The sequence below is a fragment of the Actinomadura sp. 7K534 genome (assembly GCF_004348575.1).
In the GTDB taxonomy this organism is placed as follows: Bacteria; Actinomycetota; Actinomycetes; order Streptosporangiales; family Streptosporangiaceae; genus Spirillospora; species Spirillospora livida.
Genome location: NZ_SMKB01000101.1, coordinates 1 through 25,212, shown reverse-complemented (window position 1 = coordinate 25,212; position 25,212 = coordinate 1). Strand labels below are relative to the sequence as shown.

General features: G+C 73.3%; 10 protein-coding genes. 5 read left to right on the top strand and 5 right to left on the bottom strand.

The window, feature by feature from the left end:
- From E1266_RS20315 to E1266_RS20300, 4 genes are all read right to left on the bottom strand, one after another.
- Nucleotides 1–4,565 (bottom strand): type I polyketide synthase (locus E1266_RS20315; protein WP_132049239.1); only part of this gene is annotated, 4,565 nt, incomplete at its 3' end.
- A gap of 45 nt (nt 4,566–4,610) precedes the next feature.
- Nucleotides 4,611–10,124 (bottom strand): type I polyketide synthase, encoded by a 5,514-nt coding sequence (locus E1266_RS20310; protein ID WP_132049237.1) that lies wholly within the window; start codon nt 10,122–10,124, stop codon nt 4,611–4,613.
- Nucleotides 10,125–10,360: 236 nt separating this feature from the next.
- A complete protein-coding gene (locus tag E1266_RS20305) occupies nt 10,361–11,968 on the bottom strand; it encodes an ABC transporter permease (RefSeq protein ID WP_132049235.1) in 1,608 nt (535 codons plus the stop codon).
- Nucleotides 11,965–12,891 carry an ABC transporter ATP-binding protein gene (locus tag E1266_RS20300; protein ID WP_132049233.1) on the bottom strand — a complete coding sequence of 309 codons (927 nt, stop codon included), beginning with the start codon at nt 12,889–12,891 and terminating at the stop codon, nt 11,965–11,967. Before E1266_RS20300 ends, E1266_RS20305 begins: the two co-directional genes overlap by 4 nt.
- A gap of 90 nt (nt 12,892–12,981) precedes the next feature.
- Between E1266_RS20300 and E1266_RS20295 the strand changes: the two genes are divergently transcribed.
- The 3 genes from E1266_RS20295 to E1266_RS20285 all read left to right on the top strand — a co-directional run bounded on the left by E1266_RS20295 (nt 12,982) and on the right by E1266_RS20285 (nt 15,253).
- Entirely contained in the window at nt 12,982–13,497 is a 516-nt protein-coding gene (locus E1266_RS20295) for a MarR family transcriptional regulator (RefSeq protein WP_207945780.1), read from the top strand.
- A 125-nt stretch (nt 13,498–13,622) separates the two neighbouring features.
- Nucleotides 13,623–14,021: a nuclear transport factor 2 family protein gene (locus E1266_RS20290; protein WP_132049231.1), complete on the top strand. Its 399-nt coding sequence runs from the start codon at nt 13,623–13,625 to the stop codon at nt 14,019–14,021.
- A 47-nt stretch (nt 14,022–14,068) separates the two neighbouring features.
- A complete protein-coding gene (locus E1266_RS20285) occupies nt 14,069–15,253 on the top strand; it encodes a cytochrome P450 (protein ID WP_132049229.1) in 1,185 nt (394 codons plus the stop codon).
- 54 nt (nt 15,254–15,307) lie between these two features.
- Here E1266_RS20285 and E1266_RS20280 read toward each other — a convergent pair whose 3' ends face one another.
- Nucleotides 15,308–16,510 carry a cytochrome P450 gene (locus tag E1266_RS20280; protein WP_132049227.1) on the bottom strand — a complete coding sequence of 401 codons (1,203 nt, stop codon included), beginning with the start codon at nt 16,508–16,510 and terminating at the stop codon, nt 15,308–15,310.
- 217 nt (nt 16,511–16,727) lie between these two features.
- Here E1266_RS20280 and E1266_RS20275 point away from each other — a divergent pair, with 217 nt between their 5' ends.
- Together E1266_RS20275 and E1266_RS38845 are read left to right on the top strand one after the other, a co-directional pair.
- Nucleotides 16,728–17,291, top strand: a complete 564-nt coding sequence (locus tag E1266_RS20275) for a hypothetical protein (protein ID WP_132049225.1) — start codon at nt 16,728–16,730, stop codon at nt 17,289–17,291.
- 48 nt (nt 17,292–17,339) lie between these two features.
- Nucleotides 17,340–25,212: type I polyketide synthase (locus tag E1266_RS38845; RefSeq protein WP_207945779.1), on the top strand; the 7,873-nt coding region annotated here is incomplete at its 3' end.

Here is a 25,212-nt window from a genome sequence, read left to right as displayed (position 1 = left end):
GTCAGTGAGGTGGCGATGGCGTCGTCGATGACGCCGGCCGCGTGGATGACCGCGGTGAGGGGGTGGTCTTCGGGGATGTTCGCGAGGAGCCGGGTGAGCTGCTCGCCGTCGGCGGCGTCGCACGCGGTGATGGTGACGTGGGCGCCGAGTTCTTCTAGGTGACGGTGGAGTCCCTGGGCTTCGGGGGCGTTGGGGCCGCTGCGGCTGGCCAGGATCAGGTGCGTGACGCCGTGGACGGTGACCAGGTGCTCGGCGACCAGTCGGCCCAGAGTGCCCGTACCGCCCGTGACCAGGACCGTGCCGCCAGGGGCGAACGCAGCGGCCGGGTCGCCCTGCGCGGAGGCGTCCGGCGCGAGCGCGGCCAACCGGGTCAGGCGCGGGACGTGCAGGGACGGGCCGCGGACGGCTAGCTGAGGTTCGTCCTGGCTGAGGGCTGTCCCGATCGCCGCGGGGAGCGTCTGGAAGCTCGCAGCCTGCCGGTCGATGTCGATGAGCGTGATGCGTCCGGGATGCTCGGCCTGGACGCTCCGGACCAGACCCCACACCGGTGCCTGGGAAGGATCCACGGTCGCCGGCTCTGTGCCTGTGCCTGTGGCCGTGTCGATGCACGCGTTGGTCAGGAGCACCAGGTGGCTTTCGCTGAGGCGATCGTCGGCGAGGTACCGCTGGATCAGCCGGAGCATCTGCTGAGCAGCGGAGTGAGCGCGAGAGACGACGTCTTTGCCGCCATCATCATCGGGACAGGGGGCGACGACGACCGAGGGCCGGGTGGGAAGCTCCGCGACCTGCTCCAGATCGTCGTATGCCTGGGCGCCGGTGCCGAGGAGGGCGGTTGCGAGCTCGGAATCGTGCGCGGTCAGTACCGCATAGGGCTCATCGGTTGCGCCGGCGCTCGGTGGGGCGGCCGGCCAGGTGAGCGCGTACAGATGCCTGCGCTGAGCCATCCCGGCTGGCAGGTCGGAGACGACGGGACGCAGGGTGAGGGCGTCAACGGTGATGACGGGCCGACCGGCGGTATCCGCGGCTGAGAGGGAGAATCGGCCCCCCGATCCGTTGCCGCTCCCTTCCTCGGCGATGGGGGTGATGGCGACGCGGAGTGCCGTTGCGTTGGCGGCGTGAAGGGTGACGCCGTTCCAGATGAACGGGAGCTGAGCCTCGCCGTCCCCGGACTCGGTGGACAGGACGGCGGGATGAAGCGCGGCGTCCAGAAGAGCGGGGTGGAGGGCATAGCCGGTGGAAGCTTCGGGATCGGGGAGCTTGATCTCGGCGTAGACCCCGGTGGAGGTGGTCCAGGCGGCTCGGACGCCTTGGAAAAGGGGTCCATAGATCAGGCCCAAGTCGTCCAACCGCTGGTAGAGCTCGTCGGTCGGAACCGGCTCGGCGTCGGGCGGGGGCCATGCCGAGAGGTCGCGTGCGTCGGATGCCGCCGCAGGAGTGAGAGTCCCGGTGGCGTGGCAGGTCCAGGCATCGGCGTTGCCGGCGCGCGAGTGGATGGTCAGAGTTCGGTGACCGTTGTCGTCGGGTTCGTCGACGGTGATCTGAAGCTGGATGGGCGTCGTGAGGACCAGGGGGGCGTGGAGACTCAGCTCCTCGATGTGGGGTGTTCCGGTGTGGTCGCCTGCGTGGATGGCGAGTTCGAGGTAGGCGGTGCCGGGGAGGACGGGTGTGTCGTTGACGGCGTGGTCGGCGAGCCAGGGATGGGTGTCCAGGGACAACCGTCCGCTGAACACGGTGGTCTGCCTGTCGACCAAGGTGACGCACGCCCCCAGCAGGGGGTGCCCAGGCGAGTCGAGCCCGACGGACGAGGCATCTCCCGCGGCCCCGAGTGAAACCTGCGGCCAGTACCGCTTCCTCTGGAACGGATAGGTGGGCAGCGCCGGCAGCGAGGCCGGTCGCGTGCTGCCCAGGCTCTTCAGGATGCGGGTCCAGTCGGTGGTGAAGCCTTGGGTGTGGAGGGTGGCGAGGTTGGTGAGGAGTTGGGTCCAGGTGCCGTTGTCGCGGTGGAGTGTGCCGGTGGTGAGGATGGGTTGGTCTTGGATGCCGGTGGTGAGGGTGGGGTGGGGGCTGGTTTCGATGTAGGTGGTGTGGCCGTTGGTGGTGAGGTGGGTGATGGTGGGGTGGAAGTGGACGGTGTTGCGGATGTTGTCGTACCAGTAGCTGCTGTTGAGTTCGGTGCCGTTGATGGGTTGCCCGGTGACGGTGGAGTACATGGCCGTGGTGGTGGGTTGTGGGGTGATGCCGGTGGCGGCGGTGGTGATGTGGTCGGCGATGGTGTCGATGGCGGGGCTGTGTGAGGCGTAGTCCACCTCGATGCGGCGGGTTTTGATCTGCCGTTGTTCGCAGTCGTCGAGCAGCCGGCTGATGGCATCGTCGGGTCCGGCGACGATGGTGGTGGCGGGCCCATTCACGGCAGCGATGGTGATGGTTTCGGGCAGCAGGTCGTCCAAATTGCCCGGGGTGGCGTGGATGGCGGCCATGGTGCCGGTCCCGGCCAGTGCGGTCAGGGCTTTGCTGCGTAGTGCGACGAGTTGGGCGGCGTCGTTGAGGGTGAGGGCGCCGGCAGAGTAGGCGGCGGCGATCTCCCCTTGGGAGTGGCCGATGACGGCGTCGGGTTCGATCCCGAGGGATTGCCAGAGGTGGGCTAGGCCGGTCATGACGGCGAACAGGGCGGGTTGGACGATGTCGACCCGGTCCAGGGCCGCGGCGTCGGGGGTGGTGAGGATGTCGGTGAGGGACCAGTCCACGTGTGGGGCGAGGGCTTGTTCGCACGCTTGGATGTGGTCGCGGAAGATGGGGCTGGTGGTCATCAGGTCGGCGCCCATTCCGGGCCACTGTGATCCCTGGCCGGGGAACACGAACACAGTCTTGCCGCCCGCATCTGTGGAGGCGTGATCAGCGACCACGGCCGGGTGCGGCTCACCCGCCGCCAAAGCTTCCAGCCCCTCCCGCAACCCGGCCTCGTCGCCGATGATGACGGCGCGGTGGTCCAGGGTGGAGCGGGTGGTGGCCAGAGCCCACGCCACCTCACCGGCATCAAGGTCGGGGTGAGCGTCCAGGTGCTCGGCCAGGCGCCGCGCCTGCGCGGCGAGCCCCGCCTCGGTCTTGGCCGACAGCAACCACGGCACCGCCCCGGATCGCTCACCTGCCGGGGACCTTTGCCGGTCCACGTCGGCATCCGGGGAAACGGCCTGCTCGACGACCACATGGGCGTTGGTTCCGCTGATACCGAAGGAGGAGATCCCCGCGCGCCGCGGCCTTCCGGTCTCCGGCCACTCGACCTGCTCGGTGAGCAGGCGCACCGTCCCGGCCGACCAGTCGACGTGCGGGGTCGGCTCGTCGACGTGCAGCGTCCGCGGCAGGACCCCATGCCGCATCGCCTCGACCATCTTGATCAGGCTCGCCACGCCCGCCGCGGCCTGCGTATGCCCGATGTTCGACTTGACCGACCCGAGCCACAGCGGCCGGTCGCCGGGGCGCTGCCGTCCGTAGGCGGCAATGAGCGCCTGTGCCTCGATCGGGTCGCCCAGCGTCGTGCCGGTCCCGTGCGCCTCGACCGCGTCGACGTCCCCCGGCACGAGACCGGCACCGGCCAGGGCCTGCTCGATCACCCGACGCTGGGACGGCCCGTTCGGCGCGGTCAGGCCGTTGCTCGCGCCGTCCTGGTTGACCGCCGAGCCACGTATCACCGCCAGCACCGGATGGCCGTTGCGCCGCGCGTCCGACAGCCTCTCCACCAGCACGAGGCCGGCGCCCTCGCCCCAGCCGGTGCCGTCGGCCGCCGCCGCGAACGCCTTGCACCGGCCGTCGGGAGCCAGGCCCCGCTGCCGGGAGAACTCGGTGAACAGCCCCGGGGCCGACAGGACCGTCGCCCCGCCGGCCAGCGCCAGGGAGCACTCGCCGCGCCGCAGGGACTGGCAGGCCAGGTGCAGCGCCACCAGCGAGGACGAGCAGGCCGTGTCGATCGTGAGCGCGGGCCCCTCCAGCCCGAACACGTAGGAGAGGCGGCCCGACGCCACGCTCGGTGTGACACCCGTGGAGAGATAGCCCTCGATGTCCTCCCCGGCCTCCGACAGATGCGGCCCGTACTCCTGGTAGGTCGCGCCGACGAACACGCCGGTCCGGCTGCCCCGCAGGGACACCGGGGCCATCCCGGCGCGCTCGAACGCCTCCCAGGCCGTCTCCAGCAGCAGGCGCTGCTGGGGGTCCATGGCCAGCGCCTCACGCGGGGAGATCCCGAACAGGTCGGCGTCGAAGCAGGGCGCCTCGCCGACGAAGCCGCCCTCCCGGACGTAGGAGGTACCGGGAACATCGGGATCCTGGTGGTAGATCCGTTCGAGGTCCCAGCCCCGGTCGGCCGGGAACGCGGTGACGGCGTCCCGGCCTTCGGCCAGCAGGCTCCACAGCCCCTCCGGGGAGGAGGCGCCTCCGGGGAAGCGGCACGCCATGCTCACGATGGCGATCGGCTCGCGGTCCCGGTCCTCCGCTTCGCGGAGGCGCTGCCGGGTGCTCTGGAGCTCGGCCGTCGCCCGCCGGAGATAGTCGCGGAACCTGTCGTCGTTCTCCATCGAGCACCAACCAATCTGGAGGGGGTCGCGATCCGGGCGTCCGCGTCAGGCCTGTCCGAGCTCTCTGTCCAGGACGGCGAACAGCTCGCTGTCGGTGACCGCTTCGAGGTCGGCGGCGGGCTCGGCCGGGGGCCCGGAGCGGCCGGAGTCCCGCCACGCGCGCAGCAGCGTCTCCAGCCTCACCGTGACCGCGGCGGGGTCGTCGTCGCCGTCCGCGAGCGCCGCCAGCGTCGTCTCCAACCGGTCGATCTCCGCCAGCGCGGCGCCGACCCCGTCGCCGCGCCCCAGGTCGAGCAGTTCGAGGAGATGGTCGGCGACCGCCCGCGGCGAGGGATGGTCATAGACCAGGGTCACCGGCAGCCGCAGCCCGGTCTCGGCGTTGAGCGCGTTGCGCAGTTCCACCGCGGCCAGCGAGGTGAACCCGAGTTGCTGGAACGGCCGGTCCGGCGGGACCGCAGCCGTCCGGTCGTGCCCGAGCACCCGGGCCGCCTGCGCCCGCACGACCTCCTGCAGCACCGGGCCGCGCTCGGGGACGGGCAGGCGCGCCAGGCGCCGCGGCAGCGACGACCCGGTCGCGCGGCGCGCGGGGACCCGGACCAGGTCGCGCAGGACCGGCGGGAGCCCTCCGGCGACCGCCTGGCCGCGCAGCGCCGCGAAGTCCAGCCGGACCGGCAGAACCTGCGGCGCGTCGACCGCCAGCACCGCGTCCAGCAGCGCCAGGCCCTCCGCCGGGTCCAGCGGGCGGGTGCCGAGGCGGCGCAGCCGCCGCCGCCCGCCCTCGTCCAGGCGGTCCGCCATTCCGCCGGCCTCCGTCCACGGCCCCCAGGCCAGCGACCGCGCGGGCAGCCCGAGGGCCGTACGGAACCGGGCCAGCTGGTCGAGGAAGGTGTTGGCCGCCGCGTAGTTGGCCTGGCCGGGCCCGCCCAGGGACCCCGCCGCCGACGAGAACAGCACGAACGCCGTCAGGGCGGCGTCACGGGTCAGCACGTGCAGGTTCCAGGCCGCGTCCACCTTGGGCCGAAGCACCGCCTCCAACCGGTCGGGTGTGAGGGACGCGAGCACCCCGTCGTCCAAGACGCCTGCCGCGTGGACGACCCCGCGGAGCGGACGGTCGTCCGGAATGTCCGCCAGCACGGCGGCGAGTGCGCCGCGGTCGGCGGCGTCGCACGCGACCACGCTCACACGTGCGCCGCGGCCGGCGAGCTCGGCGCGGAGCGCGGTGGCGCCCGGGCTCTCCGCTCCCCGCCGGCTGAGCAGCACCAGGTTCCGGACGCCGTGCCCGGCCACCAGGTGCGCGGCCACCAGGGCGCCCAGTCCGCTCGTACCGCCGGTGATCAGCACCGTGCCGTCCGGATCCCACCGCATCCCGGGCCGGTCGGCGCCGGACACCGACGCGAGACGGGGCACCAGGACCACGTCGTCGCGGACGGCCACCTCGGGCTCGCCGGCCCGCCGCAGCGCCTCGGGCACGTCCGTGTAAGAGGCGGCCGCCGGATCCAGGTGCACCAGTGCGAACCGCCCGGGATTCTCCGCCTCGGCCGCCCGTACCAGCCCCTGCACCGCCGCCTGCGCCGGATCCGCGGTCTCTGCCACCCCGCGCGTGACGATCGCCAGCCGCGATGCCGCGAACCGCTCGTCCGACTGCCATGCTTGGAGGGCCTCCAGCACCTCGGCGGCCACCCTCCGGGCCGCCGACGGCACGTCCCCCGGGTGCGCTGGGCAGGGGAGCACGACCAGCTCCGGCGCCGGCGCCCCCCGGCCCAGCGCCTCTTCCAGCCGCGCGGATGCCGGGACGCCATCGGCCACCGGCACCAGCACGACCCGGTCACCGGAGGGATCCGGCGGCGCACCGGCCGGAGAACCGGGCAGCGGAACCCAGTCGAAGCGGAACAGCGAACCCGGCCCCGCGGCGCCCGGCCCCAGCCCTTCGACCGGCACGGGGCACGGCCGCACCGACCGGGCCGAGATGACCGGATCTCCGGCTTCGTCGGAGACCAGCAGTTCCACGGCACCGGGGTCCGCCGCGGGAACCAGCCGTACCCGTGCCACCCTGGCGCCTGCGGCGTGCAGCGCCACCTCGCTCCACACGGAGTCGAGCACGACCGGGGCATCGGGCCCGGTCGAGAGCCGCGTCACGTGCGTCGCCGCGTCAAGCAGCGCCGGGTGCACCCCGAAACGGTCGATGTCTGCCTGTACGCCCTCCGGCAGGGCCACCTCGGCGAACAGTTCCTCCCCGCGGCGCCAGGCCGCCCGCAGCCCCTGGAACACCGGCCCGTGGCCATAGCCCCGCGCCAGCAGGCGATCGTAGGCGTCGTCCACCTGGATCTCGGTCGCCCCGGCCGGGGGCCATGCCGTGTCCGGCTCCGGCGGCGGCGCGGGCGGTGACGGTGCGAGGACGCCGGCGGCGTTGCGCATCCAGGGCCGATCGTCCGCCGGGCCGTCGGGGCGGGAATGGACGGAGACCGGCCTGGCCCCGGACTCGTCGGCCCCGGCCACGACCACCCGCAGGTCGACGCCGCCCCGGTCGGGCAGGACGAGCGGGACGTCCTGGATCAGTTCCGCCAGTACGGCGCAGTCCACGAGTCCGCCGGCGTGCAGCGCCAGGTCCACCAGCGCGGACGGCGGCACCACCGCGGTGCCGAGGACTTCGTGCTCGGCCAGCCAGGGATGCGCCTCACGCGTGAGCCTGCCCGTGGCGACGACGCCGTCCGACTCCGGCAGCGCCACGACCGCGCCCAGCAGCGGATGGCCGGCCGGACCCAGCCCCATCGCCGCCGGGTCCTCACCGGGCTGCCGCTCGGGAAGCCAGTAGCGGCGGTGCTCGAACGCGTACGTGGGCAGGTCCACGCGGCGTGCCCGGTGCCCGTGGAAGACCGCCTCCCAGTCCAGCGGCACCCCGGACGCGTACAGCCGGCCGACGCCCGCCTGGAAGGCTCCCGCCTCGGGCCGGTCCCGCTGCTGCAGGGCGACCAGCAGCGCGTCTTCGGCTCTCACGCACTCCTGCGCCATGGCGGTCAGCACGCCGTCCGGCCCCACCTCGGCGAACCGGGTGACACCCGCGTCCTCCAGGCATCCGATCGCGTCGGCGAACCGGACCGCATGGCGGGCGTGCCGGACCCAGTAGTCCGCCGAGCCGAGTTCCTCGGCGGACGCGACGCCGCCGGTCAGGCACGACACGAGGGGAATGGACGGCGCGTGGCAAATGACGCCCTCGGCCACCTCGCGGAACTCCGCCAGCATCGGCTCCATCAGCGGTGAATGGAACGCGTGCGACACCGTCAGCCGGGAGGTCTTGGCGCCCTCGTCCTTCAAGCGGGAGGCGATCCGCTCCACCGCGTCCGCCGCCCCCGAGATCACCACCGAGGCCGGGCCGTTGACCGCCGCGATGCTCACCTCGTCGGTCAGCAGCGGCGCGACGCGGTCCTCCGCCGCCCGCACCGCCACCATCGCGCCGCCGGGCGGCAGCGCCTGCATGAGGCGCCCGCGGGCCGCCACCAGCCGCGCGGCGTCGGGCAGCGACCACACGCCCGCCACATGCGCCGCGACCAGCTCGCCGACGGAATGGCCCGCCACGTGGCCGGGCCGGACGCCCCACGACTCCACCAGCCGGAACAGCGCGACCTCGATCGCGAACAGCGCCGCCTGCGCGTAGGAGGTCTGGTGCAGCGCCGGGTCGTCCTGCCAGAGCACGTCCCGCAGCGGGCGGTCGAGGTAGGGGTCCAGCTCGGCGCAGGCGGCGTCGAACGCCGCCGCGAACGCGGTGGACGCCGCGTACATCTCGCGGCCCATGCCGGTGCGCTGGGCGCCCTGCCCCGAGAACAGGAACGCCAGCCGTCCCGTGCGCGCGGGCTCCAGCACCAGGTTGGGCGCGGTCTCGCCGCGCGCCGCGGCGGTCAGTCCGCGGAGCAGTTCGCCCGTGTCCGCGCCGACCACCACGGCGCGATGCTCCAGGGCCGCGCGCCCGGTCGCCGCCGAGAACGCCAGATCGACCGGCCGCGTCCCGGGACGGGCGCCGACGTGCTCGGCCAGCCGGGCCGCCTGGGCGCGCAGCGCCGCCGCGCCACCGGCCGACAGCGGCAGCGGCACCGGCCCGGTCCACGACGGAAGCGGGTCGGCGTTCCCGTCGGGGAGCTCTGCGGCGTCCGGCTCGGTGTCCGCGTCGGTCTCCGGCTCGGCCTCCTCCAGGATCACGTGGGCGTTGGTGCCGCTGATCCCGAAGGAGGAGACCCCGGCGCGGCGCGGACGGCCGGTCTCCGGCCACCGGATCTCCTCGGTCAGCAGCCGCACGGCGCCCGAGTCCCAGTCCACGTGCGGGGTGGGGGCGTCGACGTGCAGCGTCCGCGGCAGCCGGCCGTGCCGCATCGCCAGCACCATCTTGATCACCCCGGCGACGCCGGCGGCGGTGGCGGTGTGCCCGATGTTGGACTTGATCGAGCCCAGCCAGGCGGGCCGGTCCGGCGGCCGCTCCCGCCCGTAGACGGCCAGCAGCGCCTGCGCCTCGATCGGGTCGCCCAGGGTCGTGCCGGTGCCGTGCGCCTCCACCGCGTCGATGTCGCCCGGCGACAACCGCGCCCGGTCCAGGGCCAGGCGGATGACCCGCTCCTGGGCCGGCCCGTTCGGCGCGGTCAGCGCGCTGCTCGCCCCGTCCTGGTTGACGGCGCTGCCCCGCACGGTCGCCAGGACGGTGCGGCCGTTGCGGCGCGCGTCCGACAGCCGCTCCAGCAGCACCACGCCCACGCCCTCGCCCAGCCCGGTGCCGTCGGCCCGCGCGGCGAACGGCCTGCACCGGCCGTCGTGCGCCAGCCCGCGCTGCCGGGAGAACTCGATGAACAGGCCGGGAGTCGGCATGACCATGACCCCGCCGGCGAGGGCCAGCGAGCACTCGCCCTGCAGGAGCGACCGGCAGGCCAGGTGCAGCGCGACCAGCGACGAGGAGCACGCCGTGTCGATGGTGACCGCCGGGCCCTCCAGCCCGAACGTGTAGGCGACGCGTCCGGAGATGACGCTCCCGGTGTTGCCGGTGAGCGAGTAGTTCTCGTAGCTCGGCGGGATCTGCCGCTCGTTGGCGACGTATCCGGTGTGCGCGGCGCCGACGAAGACCCCGGTGGGACTCTCGCGCAGCCCCCGCGGGTCGATGCCGGCCCGCTCGAAGACCTGCCACGCGGCCTCCAGCATCTGGCGCTGCTGCGGATCCATCGCCATGGCCTCGCGCGGCGAGATGCCGAACAGGCCCGCGTCGAAGTCCATCGCGCCGTCGAGGAACGCCCCCGTCCGGACGTAGGAGGTGCCGGGCCTGCCGCCGGGCTCCGGATCGTGGACCTGATCCGCGTCCCAGCCGCGGTCCTCGGGAAAGCCGGAGAACGCGTCCTTCCCGGCTGCGAGCAGTTCCCACAGGTCCTCGGGCGACTGCACGCCCCCCGGATAGCGGCACGCCATCGCGACGACGGCTATCGGCTCCCGGGCCTTCGCCTCGGCGTCCTGGAGGCGCCGGCGCGTCGCCTGCAGGTCCATCGTGACCCGCTTCAGGTACCGGCGGAGCTTGTCTTCCGTGTTGGTCATCTGAGCCTGTCTCCGGACGAAGGCGACGGCGCCACCGGACCGATCCGAAGGATCGCGGTGGCGGTCACCTGCGGAACACGCACATCCCACGCGATGCGTGTGTCCTATGTTCCGGAGCCGGCTAAAGCCGGGCTAAGCCTCGCCTTGGACCCGTGCGAGCGCCGGACGGGGCACGACCGGGAGACGGTGCGCCGCCGTCCACCGCTCCTCGCGGGGGACGGCGGCGCAGCACGGCCTCAGACGGTGTAGTCGCGGCGCCGGAACCCGGCGAGGCCGAGCGCGACGAGCGCCGCGGTGAGGGCGGTCAGCCACACCAGGGGCGCGACGGACACGTCACCGCCCGGTAGCTTCGGGATGTGGGTGAACGGGGACAGGTCCAGCGCGCGCTGGCTCAAGCCCATCAGCGCGCCGAACTGCCCCAGGAAGAGGAAGACCACGAGCGCCCCCCACCCCACGGCCGCGGAGAGCCGGGGGAGCAGGCCGAACGCCGCGACGGTGATCGCGGCCAGCGTCCAGGCGGCGGGCAGCTGGACGAGCGCGCCGCCGAGGATGCGCGGCAGCTCCCGGCCGAGGTCGCCGCTGTTCAGGCCGTGCACCAGCCCGGCGGCGAGTCCCGCGGCGGCCACCGCGGCGGCGGTGCCCAGGAACGCGAACAGCAGGTGGCCCGCCGCCCAGCGGACCCGGGGGACCGGGCCGGTCAGCACGTGCTCGGCCCGCAGGTTCTCCTCCTCGGCGCGCAGCCGCAGCGTGGTGAGCACCGCGTAGCCCGACACGACCAGCCCGACGATGCTCATGCCGGAGGCGATGAAGGTGTCGACGAGCGTCGCCTCCCCGCCCAGGCGGGTGAACGCGTCCTTGAGGTCGTCGTTGTCGCGCAGCGCGTCCCCGACGCCCTGCGCCAGGCCGCCGAACACGGCGCCGAGGACGGCCAGCCCCGCGACCCAGGCCAGCAGCATGCCGCGGTGGACCCGCCAGGCCAGGCCGAAGGGGCCGCTCAGCGAGGGCGCGGCGGTGCCGGGACCGGGTCGCGCCACGAGGAGCCCGGCACCCAGGTCGCGGCGGGCCGACAGCCGGAACGCCGCGGCGACCAGCAGTGCCGTGAGCGCGGCGGCCGGCAGCAGCACCCACCACCGCTCGTCGGCGAACGGGCGCAGCTGCTGCGCCCAGCCGACCGGGGAGAGCCACGACAGCCACGCCAGCGCGTTGCCCTCGCCGCCGGCGTCGCCCGCCAGGCGCAGCAGGTAGGCCGCGCCGAGCGCGCCGATCGCGAGCCCCCGCGCCGCGCCCGCGCCCACGGTGACCTGCGCGGCCACCGCGGCGACCGCGGCGAAGACGCAGCCGCAGACGGCGAACTGCATCGCCACCGCGAACGACGCCCCGCCAGGCTGGCCGGAGCCGGACAGGCCGGCGGTCATGATGAGGGCCAGCACCAGGTTGGCGGCGAGGGTCACGGTCAGCGCGGCGGCCAGCGGCGCGTGCCGCCCGACCACGGTGGCGCCGAGCAGCTCGCGCCGGCCGTTCTCCTCCTCGGTGCGCGTGTGGCGGATCACCGTGAGGATGCTGATCAGCGCGACGATCAGCGGGACCAGGCCGAGGCGCTGCGTGACGATCCCGCCCAGGCTGTCGTTGTGCAGCGGTCCGAACAGCGCCAGGAAGGCCGGGTCGCTGCCGCTGGTGGCCGCGTACTCCTGGCGGTCCGCGGCCGTGGGGAACAGCTCCTCGGTCATGGAGACGAAGTTGACCGGGGCCAGCGACATCCACAGCACCCACAGCGGCAGCAGGATCCGGTCGCGGCGCAGGACCAGCCGGATCAGCTTCCCGGTACCGGCGAGCGTGCCGCTCACCGCATGCTCCCGGAACGCGCGGCGGAGGCGGCCGCGCCGTCCGCGGGGCGATCGACGTAGTGGCGCAGGAAGAGCTCCTCCAGCGTGGGCGGCTGCGCGACCAGGTTCTGCACGCCGACCGCGATGAGCCGGCCGAGCACGTCGTTCAGCCGGTCGGTGTCCACCTCGCAGCGGATCTGCCCGTCCGACACCTGCACCTCGTGCGCGCCGGGCAGGTCGGGCGGCGCCGCGCCGGCCAGCCGCGCGGTGATCGAGGTGCGGCTGAGGTGGTGCATGTCCTGGATCGACCCGGTCTCCACCGTCCGCCCCTCGCGGATGATGGTGATCCGGTCGCACAGCGCCTCCACCTCGGAGAGGATGTGGCTGGACAGCAGGACCGTGCGGCCGTTGCCGGCCTCTTCGCGGACGACCTGGCGGAAGACCTCCTCCATCAGCGGGTCGAGCCCCGACGTCGGCTCGTCCAGGACGAGCAGCTCCACCTCGGAGGCCAGGGCGGCGATCAGGGTCACCTTCTGGCGGTTCCCCTTGGAGTAGGTGCGGGCCTTCTTCTTCGGATCGAGGTCGAAGCGCTCGATCAGGTCGGCCCTGCGGCCGGGGTCGATCCCGCCGCGCATGCGTGCGAGCAGGTCGATGATCTCGCCTCCGGTCAGGCCCGGCCACAGGTTGACGTCGCCGGGCACGTAGGCGAGCCGCCGGTGCAGTTCGGTGGCGTCCTTCCAAGGGTCGCCGCCGAGCACGCCGATCTCACCGGCATCGGCTTGCAGCAGCCCGAGCAGGATGCGGATCGTCGTGGTCTTCCCCGCCCCGTTGGGGCCCAGGAAGCCGTGGACCTCGCCGGGTTCCACGGAGAGGTCGAGCTGGTCCAGCGCGCGGGTCTGGCCGAAGGTCTTCTCGACGCCAGACATCGAGATCACGGGAGTCATGCACCGGATGATATTTTAGTTTTAGAAGTTCGTAAACCTTCAATAGCTTGTGAATCGTCTGTGCCGGTGGAGAAGGAGTGATGACGCAGCGTGGAGGAGACATCGACGGGCCGCGAAGAGGCCTCGGTGCGCAGATTCGTCGAGCACCTGGCGGCCGCGCTGGCCGACTTCGGGTTCCCGCCGATGTCGGCGCGGGTGCTCGTCACGATGATGGTCAGTGACGAGGAGACGCTGTCGGCGGCGGACTTCGGGGAACGGCTCGGCGCGAGCCCGGGCGCCATCTCGACGGCCGTGCGCCACCTGATGCACATCGGGATCCTCGTGCGCGAGCCGATGGCCGGATCGCGGAGCCATCGCTACCGGCTGACCGACGACACCTGGTACGAGGGCAGCGTGTCCAAGGCCGTCTACTTCAAGATGATCGCGGACCTCGCCGACGAGGGCGTCGGGGTACTGGGCGGCTCGGACACGCCGCCCGGGGCCCGGATGGCTGAGATGCGGGACTTCTTCCGGTTCTTTCAGACCGAGCTGACCGAGATCTACAAGCGCTGGAAGGACGTCAAGTCGGGGGCCGGGGACCGTCCTTCGCCGTCCCCGGAGGCGTGAGGCCGCTCCGGCGGAACCCGCCGCCGCCCGGAATCCCCGGTCGAGGACTCTAGGGAGACTTTAGACGGGGTTCCCATCATGGCGGGGCACCCGCGAGGCGGCCGGCGGCCGCGCAAGGAGGCAACGTGCCCGACGAGACGGTCCGGAAGAAGATCGCGCTCGACTACTGCCGGTTCATGAACGCCGGCGACGTCGACGCGGTGCTCGCGCTCTTCGTCGACGACGTCCGCTTCGAGGATCCGGTCGGCGCCGCCCCGATCCGCGGCCGCAGGGCGCTGCGGGCGCATCTCGCCAACGCGATCGAGCACGAGGTGCACGAGACCGCCGGCGACCCCGTGGCGGCCCACGACGACGAGCACGTGGTGATGCCGGTGACCGTCTCGCTGAACCCGCCGGGCGTCGAACCGGGCCAGCGGCTCCGGATCAACCTCGTCGCCATGATGAGCGTGGGCCCGGACGAACTGATCCGCCGGGTCCGGGTCTTCTGGGGGAGGACGGACGCGGCGCTGGTCCCCGACGGCTGATCCCGCCCATCCGGCCGCACCGGCCCTGCCTGGAAGGAGCAAGGCGCATGACGCAGCAGAAGGACGTTTCCCCGGCGCCGCCCAGACCGGAGAGCGGCCGCGCCGCGCTCCTGGAATGGCTCCGCTGGATGCGCGATCACCAGCCGGTGGCCCTCGACGAGACCAGCGGCATGTGGCAGCTGTTCCGCTACGACGACATCCACCGCAGCCACACGGACCTGACCGACTTCTCCGCGGAGCTGGGGCGGGTGCTTCCGCTCGGCGAGCTGAGCCGCGGCGTCCTGGCCGTCATGGACCCGCCCCGCCACGGGCAGGTGCGGGCGCTGGTCAGCCAGGCGTTCACCCCGCGCACCGTGGCCCGGCTGGAACCGCACGTGGCGGAGCTCACCCGGCGGCTGCTGGACGAGGCGGCCGGCCAGGACGAGGTCGAGCTGATGCGCGCGCTGGCCTACCCGCTGCCGATCAGCATCATCGCCGAGCTGCTCGGCGTGCCGCGGCAGGACCGGGAGATGTTCCGCCGCTGGGCCGACACCCGCCTGTCGGGCGATCACGAGGCCGAGGCGGTCTTCGACGACGACACGATCCGGGCCTCGGTCGACGAGATGCACGCCTACCTGCTGGAGCACGTCCGGGCGCGGCGGCAGCGCCCCAGCGACGACCTGATCAGCAGGCTCGCCCTCGCCGAGGTCGGCGGAGACCGGCTCGACGACCAGGAGATCGTGCACTTCACCGGCCTGCTGCTGATGGCCGGCTACACCACCGTGGCGGCGATGCTGGGCAACGCGGTCCTGCTGCTCCACGACAACCCGGGCGCGGCGGACGCGCTGCGCGCCGACCCGGGCCTGATCCCGGGCGCCGTCGAGGAGGTCGTCCGGTACTACCCGCCGCTTCCGCAGAGCCTCAAGCTGCTGAAGAACGACGTCGAGCTGCACGGCACGACGATGCCCGCGGGCAGCCTGGTCACGACGTGGACGCTGTCGGCCAACCACGACGAGCGGCACATCGCCGACCCCGGCGCCTTCGACATCCGGCGCGACCCGAACCCGCACGTGGGGTTCGGGCACGGGATCCACTTCTGCCTGGGGGCCTCGCTCGCCCGGCTCGAGGGGCGGATCGCGCTGGAGGCGCTGCTGGCCCGCCTGCCGGGGCCGCGGGTGCTGCGGGAACCCGAGATGTACCCCAATCCGCGGATCCTCGCACCGCGGGAGGTGTGGGTGGCGACGGGCGGATGACCCGCCCGGCCGGCCCGGGGCGCCCCGCACCGGCGGGTGCGCCCCGGGCCGCCGTCACCAGGCGACGGGCAGCTCCCGCACCCCGTAGACGCGCATGTCGTCGCGCATCCCGATCTCCTCGGCGGGCACGGCCAGGCGCAGCCCGGGGAACCGGTCGAGCAGCATCGACAGGCCGATCTGCAGCTGCCGGCGCGCGAGCTGCTGGCCCAGGCACTGGTGGATGCCGTGCCCGAAGGCCAGCTGCGCGGTCGCGGAGCCGCGCGTCACGTCGAGGGTGTCGGGATCCTCGAAGCGCCGCGGGTCCCGGTTGGCCGCCGGCAGCGAGATCGTGACCGGGTCGCCGGCCCGGATCAGCCGGCCCTCCAGCTCGACGTCCTCCAGCGCGGCGCGGATGACCCCGTACTGCAGGACGCTCAGGTAGCGCAGCAGCTCCTCGACGGCGGTGTCGACCAGCGAGGGGTCGGCGCGCAGCGCGGCGAGCTGGGCGGGATCGCGGAGCAGCGCGTAGGTGCCGAGGGAGAGCATGTTCGCGGGCGGCTCGTAGCCGGCGGACAGCAGCAGCAGGCCCACCCCGATCAGCTCGGCGTCGCTCAGCTCGTCCGCGGCGATGAGCCCGCTCAGGATGTCGTCGGCCGGATCGGCGCGCTTGCGGTCCTTGAGCCGATCCATGAACGAATAGTATTCCTGGTATGCGGCCACCAGCTCCTCGGGTTTGGACGTGAAACTCGTCATCGTCTCGGTGTTCCGCTGGAATTGCTCCCGCTCGCTGTAGGGCACCCCGAGCATCTCGCAGATCATCAGCGAGGGAATCGGCTTCGCGAATGATTCGACCAGATCCACCGGCGGCCCGTGCCCGGCCATTTCGTCGAGCAGCCCCGCGGTGATCTCCTCGATCTTGGAGCTCAGCGTCCGCATCCGGGACATCGTGAACTGGGCGATCAGCGGGCGGCGCAGCCGGGTGTGGTCCGGCGGGTCCATGGCGATGAACCAGCCCGGCGCCGCCGGCTGCCCTTTCAGCTCCGTCTCCGCCGAGCGGACCGGGAACTGGCGCAGTTCGTTCCGGACGCTGAAGCGGCGGTCGGCCAGTACCGCCCGCGCGGCCGCGTAGCCGGTCACCAGCCAGCCCGCGGTGCCGTCCGGGTAGGTGATCCCGCTGACCGGGGACTCCGCGCGCAGCCGCCGCAGATCGTCCGGGGGCGACAGCAGATCGCTGCGGTGGGTGGGATGCGGGGGCGGCGCGGTCGGTGCGTCGGTCATCTGCCTCTCCTTCTGCTCGACCGTCGAATTCATTGTCCGGCCCCGTTCCGTGGCATGTCCATAAGCGATGGGCGGGTGAATTCCTCCGCGCCTGCATTTCCAGAGCCGCGAAAGCGGGACTTAAGCGAGGCGTTAGCCGCAATTTAGTGAATTACGCAGGATGTGAGGGTGCGGGCCGATCCCGGCCGTGGGAGTGCCGGGCCGAAGGAGGACGATCATGGGCATGACCTCGCTGCGGCCGGGCCTGGCCGTATCCCTGGCCGCCGCGCTCGGGGATGATCCCGGCGGCGTCTTCGCCGCGATCGGCGCGGGAACCGGCGCGGTCGCGCCGGACGACGAGTGCATCCGCTTCGAGGAACTGGGCTACAGCGTCAGCGAACGGAGCTACCGGGAATCCGAACCGGCGGTCGGGGACGTCGCGACGGCGGGCGGCGAATTCTTCGACTCCGCGGGCAACGTGATCGCCCGCGACAGCGGCCGCATGCAGATCGTGCACCACGATCCCGCGACCGAGCACTGGGTCGCCTTCACCCGGGTCTCCTACGAGTTCGAGGACGGCGGCACCGCGCGCTCGATGGGGTTCGTGGACCTGAACGACCAGCTCACCGGAAGCCGGGTCGAGATCTACATCGTCGGAACGGGCGGGCGCTACCTCGGCAAGGTGGGGACCCTGTCGTGGGTCATCGAATCGACCATGAGCGCCAAAGCCAGGATGGTCCTGTGCGCGCGCCCCCTGGAGAAGTGCTGCGACACGGGATTCAGCTCCATTTCCTTCGGGTGAGGCCGATCTTCGGGCGTCATTTCGCAGACCTAGGGAGGGCGGCCCCGCATGGCGGACGACGAGACCCTGCTCAGCTACCTGAAACGCGTCGCCGCCGAACTGCACGACGCCCGGCGGCGGCTGCGCGAGGCGACCGAGCGGGACCGCGAGCCACTGGCCATCGTGGGAATGGCCTGCCGGTTCCCGGGCGGCGCGTCCTCGCCCGAAGGGCTGTGGCACCTGGTCGAATCGGGGACCGACGCGGTCTCCGGATTCCCGGTGAACCGGGGATGGGACCTGGACGGCCTCTACGATCCGGATCCGGGAAAGACGGGGAAGTCCTACCTGCGGGAGAGCGGCTTCCTCCACGACGCCGACCTGTTCGACGCCGAGCTGTTCGGGATCTCCCCGCGCGAGGCGCTGGCCATGGATCCGCAGCAGCGCCTCATGATGGAGGTCGCGTGGGAGGCGCTTGAGCGCGCGGGACTCGACCCCAAGGGAATGGGGGGAAGCCGCACGGGCGTCTTCACCGGCGCCGGGAACCTCGGCTACCTGGTCGGGATGCAGCAGGCCCGCAAGGAGGTCGAGGGCTTCTCGCTGGTCGGCAACGCCGCCAGCGTGATCTCGGGCCGGATCGCCTACACCTTCGGGCTCGAAGGGCCGGCGGTCACGGTCGACACGGCCTGCTCGTCCTCGCTGGTGGCCCTGCACCTCGCCGGCCAGGCCCTGCGGCGCGGAGAGTGCGACGCGGCGCTGGCGGGCGGCGTCGCCGTCATGCCCAACCCGAGCGAGTTCATCGAGTTCAGCCGCCAGCGCGTCCTGGCCCGGGACGGGCGCTGCAAGGCGTTCGCCGCCGCCGCGGACGGCACCGCCTTCGGCGAGGGCGCCGGTGTCCTGGTGCTGAAACGCCTGTCGGACGCCGTGCGCGACGGCTCGCGGATCCTGGCGCTGGTCCGCGGGAGCGCCACCAACCAGGACGGCGCCAGCAACGGGCTGAGCGCGCCGAACGGGCCGTCCCAGCAGCGGGTGATCCGCGCGGCCCTGGCCGACGCGCGCCTGGCCGCCGCCGACGTGGACGCGGTGGAGGCGCACGGCACCGGCACGACCCTGGGCGACCCGATCGAGGCGCAGGCGGTGCAGGCGACCTACGGGCTCCGGCGGCCCGAGGGCAGGCCGCTGCGGCTCGGTTCGATCAAGTCGAACATCAGCCACACGCAGGCCGCCGGGGGCGTGGCGAGCGTCATCAAGATGGTGATGGCGCTGCGGCACGAACTGCTGCCCGCGACGCTGCACGTCGACGCCCCCACGCCCGAGGTGGACTGGTCGTCGGGCGCGGTGGCGCTGCTGACCGAGCCGGTGGCCTGGCCGAGGCACGCCGAGCCCCGCCGGGCAGGGGTGTCCTCCTTCGGGATCAGCGGCACCAATGCGCACGTGATCCTCCAGGAGCCGCCCGCGGACGAGCGCGCCCCCGAGACTGGTGACCAGGGTGACCGGGAGTCAGTCGCCCTGGTCACCGCACCACGGCCGCCGGTCGTGCCGTGGCCGCTGTCCGGGCGCGGCGAGCGGGCCCTGCGGGAGCAGGCCGCGCGGCTGCGGTCCCACCTGACCGCGGACCCGGCCCCGGCGATGCCGGACGTCGGGCGGTCGCTGGCGGTCACCCGGGCGACCCTCGACCACCGCGCCGTGGTCCTCGCGGCCGGCAGCGGCGGGGCACTGGAGGCCCTCGGCGCGCTGAGCGAGGGCACCGAGAACGGCGACGTCGTCCAGGGCGTGGCCGACATCGACGGCAAGGTCGTCCTCGTCTTCCCCGGACAGGGCTCGCAGTGGCCGCGGATGGCGGTGGACCTCCTCCAGGAGGCGCCGGTGTTCGCCGAACGGATGCGCGAGTGCGAACAGGTCCTGTCCTCGCACGTGGACTGGTCGCTGACGGGTGTCCTGCGCGGGGAGCCCGGCGCGCCCTCCCTGGACCGCATCGACGTGGTCCAGCCCGCCCTGTTCGCGGTCATGGTGTCGCTGGCCGCGCTGTGGCGCTCGTACGGGGTGGAGCCGAGCGCGGTGGTCGGGCACTCGCAGGGCGAGGTCGCGGCCGCCCATGTGGCCGGCGCCCTGTCCCTGGACGACGCGGTCCGGGTGGTGGTCTCCCGCAGCCGGCTGTTCGCCGAGATGCTCACCGGCAAGGGGGCCGTGGCCTCCGTGGGCGCGGCCGAGAACCGGGTGCGGGATCGGCTGGCCGGCTGGGAGGGCCGGCTGGCCGTCGGCGGCGTCAACGGGCCCGGCTCGGTGATCGTCACCGGTGAGCTGGCGGCGCTGCGCGAGTTCGCCGCCGCGTGCGCGGCCGACGGGATCCGCGCGAAGATCGTCCCGGCGACGGTGGCGTCCCACTCCGAGCAGGTGGACGCGCTCCGGGAACGGCTCCTGGAACTCCTGGCCCCGGTGGAGCCGCGCCCCGGCGGGATCGCGTTCTACTCCACCGTGACGGGCGGCCCGCTCGAGACCGGCGGGCTCGACGCGGAGTACTGGTACCGCAACGTCCGCAACCCGGTGGACTTCACCGGCGCGATCCGCGCGCTGCTGGCGGACGGGCACCGCTTCTTCGTCGAGGCGAGCCCGCACCCCGTGCTGACGGCCGGTCTCATGGAGACCGCCGAGGAAGCCGGGACGGACTGCGCGGCGGCCGGGACCCTGGCGCGCGACCAGGGCGGGCTGCGCCGCTTCCTGACCTCGCTGGCCGAGCTCCACGTCCGCGGTGCCGCGGTGGATTGGACCGCCGCGTATGAAGGAACCGGAGCCGGGTGGGTCGAACTGCCCACGTATCCCTTCCAGCGCCGCCGCTACTGGGCGGACTCGGTCGGAGCCGGGACCGCCGACGCGGCCGCGGCCGGCATCGGCGCGGCGGGCCACCCGCTGCTGGGAGCCTCGCTGGGGCTGGCCGGGGGCGGCACGGTGCTCACCGGCCGGCTGGCGCTGGGCTCGCATCCGTGGCTGGCCGACCACGTCGCGCTGGGGACCGCGATCGTCCCCGGGGCGGCGTTCGCCGAGCTGGCGATCCGGGCCGGTGACGAGGTGGGCTGCGACCGGATCGAGGGACTGACCCTGCGGCGGCCGCTCGTGCTCCCCGCGACGGGCGCGGTGGTCCTGCAGGTCGTGATCGAGGACGCCGACCCGGAAGGGCGGCGCGCGGTGGGCGTGTACTCGCGCCCCGACGGTGCCGCCGCCCCGGACCTGCCATGGACGCCGCACGCCGAAGGCGTCCTCGCCACCGGCGGAGCGGGCGGCGGCCGGCGCGCGGAGGGGCTGGGCGCGTGGCCGCCACCGGGCGCGCGGCCCGTGGACCTGACGGGCTTCTACGACGGTCTCGGCGAGCGCGGCTACCGGTACGGGCCGGCCTTCCAGGGCCTGAGCGCGGTGTGGCGGCGCGGCGACGAGGTGTTCGGTGAGGTGAGCCTGCCGGAGCGGCAGGCCGAGGACGCCGGGAACTTCGGAGTGCACCCCGCGCTGCTGGACGCCGCGCTGCACGCCGCGCTCGCGGCCGGCGGTCCGGCGGCCGACGGCCTGGTCCGGCTGCCGTTCGAGTGGAGCGGGGTGGAACTCCACGCCGTCGGCGCCACCACCGCACGGGTGCGGATCACCCCTGCGGGGGACGGCGCGATATCGCTGACCATGGCCGACGCGGACGGCGAGCCGGTGTGCAACGTCGAGACGCTGGCGCTGCGCCCGGTCTCCACCGACCAACTGGAACAGGCCGACGGAGAGCGGCGGGACTCGTTCCTCCACCGGGTGGAGTGGACGCCGGTACCGCAGGATGATGCCCCGGCCCCATCGGGGGACTGGGCCGTCGTCGGCGCGGATGCGCTCGGCCTCCTGCCCGCGATCGAGGCGGGGGAGGCGAGCGTCCACCGGTACCCGGACCTGACCGCGCTCGCGGACTCGGACGGCTCCGTTCCCGGCACGGTCCTGGTCTCCTACGGTGCCGAAGCCGCGGCCCCCGGCACCGTCGGCGCACGGGCCCGCGAGGCGGCGTGCGGGGCGCTGCAGCTGATCCAGGACTGGCTGGCCGACGAGCGGTTCGAGGCGTCCACCCTGATGGTCGTGACCCGCGGCGCCGTGGCGGCGGGAGAACACGACGGCGTCGCCGACCTGGTGCACGCGCCGGTCTGGGGCCTGCTCCGCTCCGCCCAGGCGGAGAACCCGGGCCGTGTCGTGGCCGTGGACATCGACGGTCCGGAGGACCTGGCGACCTCACTGGCGGCGGTCCTGGCGGCGGAGACCGAGCAGGCGGCCGTACGGAACGGAACGGTGCTGACGCCGCGCCTGGAACGGATCACCGAGGCGGTGCCCGATCCGCGCTCCGATGTCGAGGACGGACTGTGGAACCCGTCGGGCACCGTCCTGATCACGGGCGGGACGGGGACGCTCGGGCGGCTGCTGGCCCGGCACCTGGTCACCGCGCACGGCGTCCGCCATCTGGTGCTGACCAGCCGGTCCGGACCCCGGGCGCAGGGGGCGGCCGAGCTGCAAGCCGAACTGGCCGCCCACGGGGCACGGGTGCACCTGCCAGCCTGTGATGCCGTCGACCGCTCCGCGCTGGCGGAGGTCCTGGACGGCATACCGGACGAGCATCCGCTGACGTGGGTGGTCCATGCCGCGGGAGCCCTGGACGACGGTGTGATCGGCGCGCTGACCCCCGAGCGGATGGCCGCGGTGATGCGTCCGAAGGTGGACGCCGCGGTCAACCTCCACGAACTGACCGGCGGGCTCGACCTGGCGGCGTTCGTCCTGTTCTCGTCGGCCGCCGGGGTCCTGGGCAATCCGGGGCAGGGCAACTACGCCGCGGCGAACGCGTTCCTGGACGGCCTCGCGGCGTCGCGCCGGGCCGCGGGGATGCCCGCGCTCTCCCTAGGCTGGGGGCTCTGGGCCGAGTCCGGCGGGATGACCGCCGAGATCGACCGCGACGACCGGTCGTGGGCGCGCCGGTCGGGCGTGGTGCCGCTCGAAACGGCTGCCGGCCTGAACCTCTTCGACTCGGCGTGCGGCACGGCCGAGAGCATGGTGCTGCCGATGCGGCTCGACACCGCGGCCCTGCACGCCCGGGCCGGCGCGGGCGTCCTGCCGGAGATGCTGCGCGGGCTGATCCGCGTACCGTCGCGGCGCACCGCGAGCGGCGAGCGCTCCGGCGACGGGGCCGCGCTCGCACGGCGCCTGGCCGCCCTGCCGCCGGCCGAACGGGACCGCGAGGTGCTGCGCCTCGTGCGCGGCCAGGTCGCGGCCGTGCTGGGGCACGGGGATCCGGAGGCCGTGGACGCCGACCGGGCGTTCCGCGAACTCGGCTTCGACTCGCTCACGGCCGTGGAACTGCGCAACCGGCTGCGAGCGGCGACGGGGCTGCGCCTGCCCGCGACCCTGGTCTACGACCATCCCGCTCCGAGCGCGGTGGCGCGCCTGCTGCGCACCGGACTGCTGGGGGAGCAGGACGCGGCGGCGGACCGCGAAGCGGAGCCGGCCGCGGCCGACGAACCGATCGCGATCGTCGGGATGGGCTGCCGCTTCCCCGGCGGCGTCGGGTCCACCGAGGACCTGTGGCGCCTGGTCATCGGAGGAACGGACGTCATCTCCGGCTTCCCCGAGGACCGGGGGTGGGACCTGGAGCGGCTCTACCACCCCGACCCCGACCACCTCGGCACGTCGTACGCGCGGGAGGGAGGGTTCCTCCACACCGCCGCGGAATTCGACGCCGGCTTCTTCGGGATCTCCCCGCGCGAGGCGGCGACCATGGACCCGCAGCAGCGGCTCCTGCTGGAGGTCGCCTGGGAGACCATCGAACGCGCCGGGATAGACCCGATGTCGCTGCGCGGGAGCACCACGGGCGTGTTCGCCGGGGCGATCCACCAGGACTACGCCGCGGACGCACGCCCCCAGGACATCGAGGGCTACCTGCTGAGCGGCACCACGGGCAGCGTCATGTCCGGGCGTGTCGCCTACACCCTCGGCCTTGAGGGACCCGCCGTCACGATCGACACGGCCTGCTCGTCGTCCCTGGTCGCCCTGCACATGGCGGGTCACGCGCTGCGGCAGGGGGAGTGCTCGCTGGCGCTCGTCGGCGGTGTGACGGTGATGTCCACACCGGACACCTTCGTGGAGTTCTCCCGCCAGCGAGGCCTGTCCACCGATGGCCGGTGCAAGGCGTTCGCGGCGGCGGCCGACGGCACCGGCTGGTCCGAAGGCGCCGGCGTACTCCTGGTCGAGCGCCTGTCCGACGCGGTGCGCAACGGCCGCCGCGTGCTGGCGGTGGTCCGCGGCTCGGCGGTCAACCAGGACGGCGCCAGCAACGGCCTGACGGCGCCGAACGGGCCGTCGCAGCAGCGGGTGATCCGCGCGGCCCTGACGAACGCCCGGCTCTCTCCGGCCGAGGTCGACGCGGTCGAGGCGCACGGTACCGGTACGCGGCTGGGCGACCCGATCGAGGCGCAGGCCCTCCTGGCGGCCTACGGCGAGGACCGGCCGCCCGACCGCCCGCTGTGGCTGGGGTCGGTCAAGTCGAACCTCGGGCATACGCAGGCCGCGGCGGGGATGGCGGGCCTGATCAAGATGGTCGAGGCGATGCGGCATGGGGTCCTGCCGCGGACGCTGCACGTCGATGAGCCGACCCCGCACGTCGACTGGTCGGCCGGGACGGTGCGCCTGCTCACCGAGCAGGTCGAGTGGCCGGAGACCGGAAGGCCGCGGCGCGCGGGGATCTCCTCCTTCGGCGCGAGCGGCACCAACGCCCATGTGATCGTCGAACAGGCTCCCGCCGCTGCGGACGCGGCGCCATCGCCGCTCCCGCCCGGAACCGGTCTCGAGGTGCGGGCCAGGGATGTGTCCGGGTCCGAGGTGCTGCCGTGGTTGCTGTCGGCCAAGACCGAGGCGGGGCTCGCCGCGCAGGCGCGGCGCCTGGCCGAGCACCTGGACGCCCACCCCGACCTTGATGCCGGTGAGGTGGCGTGGGCGCTGGCCACCACCCGCTCGGTCCTGGACCACCGCGCCGTCATCGTCGGCGACCACGCGACGCTGCGGGAAGGACTGCAGGCGCTGGCGGCCGGTGAGCCACACCCGGCCGTGGTCACCGCACGCACTATGCCCGGCCAGAGCGGCAAGACCGTGTTCGTGTTCCCCGGCCAGGGATCACAGTGGCCCGGAATGGGCGCCGACCTGATGACCACCAGCCCCGTCTTCCGCGACCACATCCTCGCCTGCGAGCAGGCACTGGCCCCGCATGTGGACTGGTCGCTCACCGACGTCCTCACCACCCCCGAAGGAGCGACGTCGCTGGAGCGAGTCGACGTGGTTCAGCCAGCGCTGTTCGCAGTGATGACCGGCCTGGCCCGCCTATGGCAATCCCTCGGGATCGAACCCGACGCCGTGATCGGCCACTCTCAAGGGGAGATCGCCGCCGCCTACTCTGCCGGCGCCCTCACCCTCAACGACGCCGCTCAACTCGTCGCACTGCGCAGCAAGGCCCTGACCGCACTGGCCGGGACCGGCACCATGGCCGCCATCCACGCCACCCCGGGCAATTTGGACGACCTGCTGCCCGACACCGTCACCGTCGCTGCCGTGAATGGTCCGGCCACCACCATCGTCGCCGGACCTGACGATGCCATCACCGCACTGCTCGACGACTGCGAGCAGCGGCAGATCAAAACCCGCCGCATCGAGGTGGACTACGCCTCACACAGCCCGGCCATCGACACCATCGCCGACCACATCACCACCGCCGCCACCGGCATCCAACCCCAGCCCACCTCGACGGCCATGTACTCCACCGTCACCGGACAACCCATCAACGGCACCGAACTCAACAGCCGCTACTGGTACGACAACATCCGCAACACCGTCCACTTCCACCCCACCATCACCCACCTGGCCACCAACGGCCACACCACCTACATCGAAACCAGCCCCC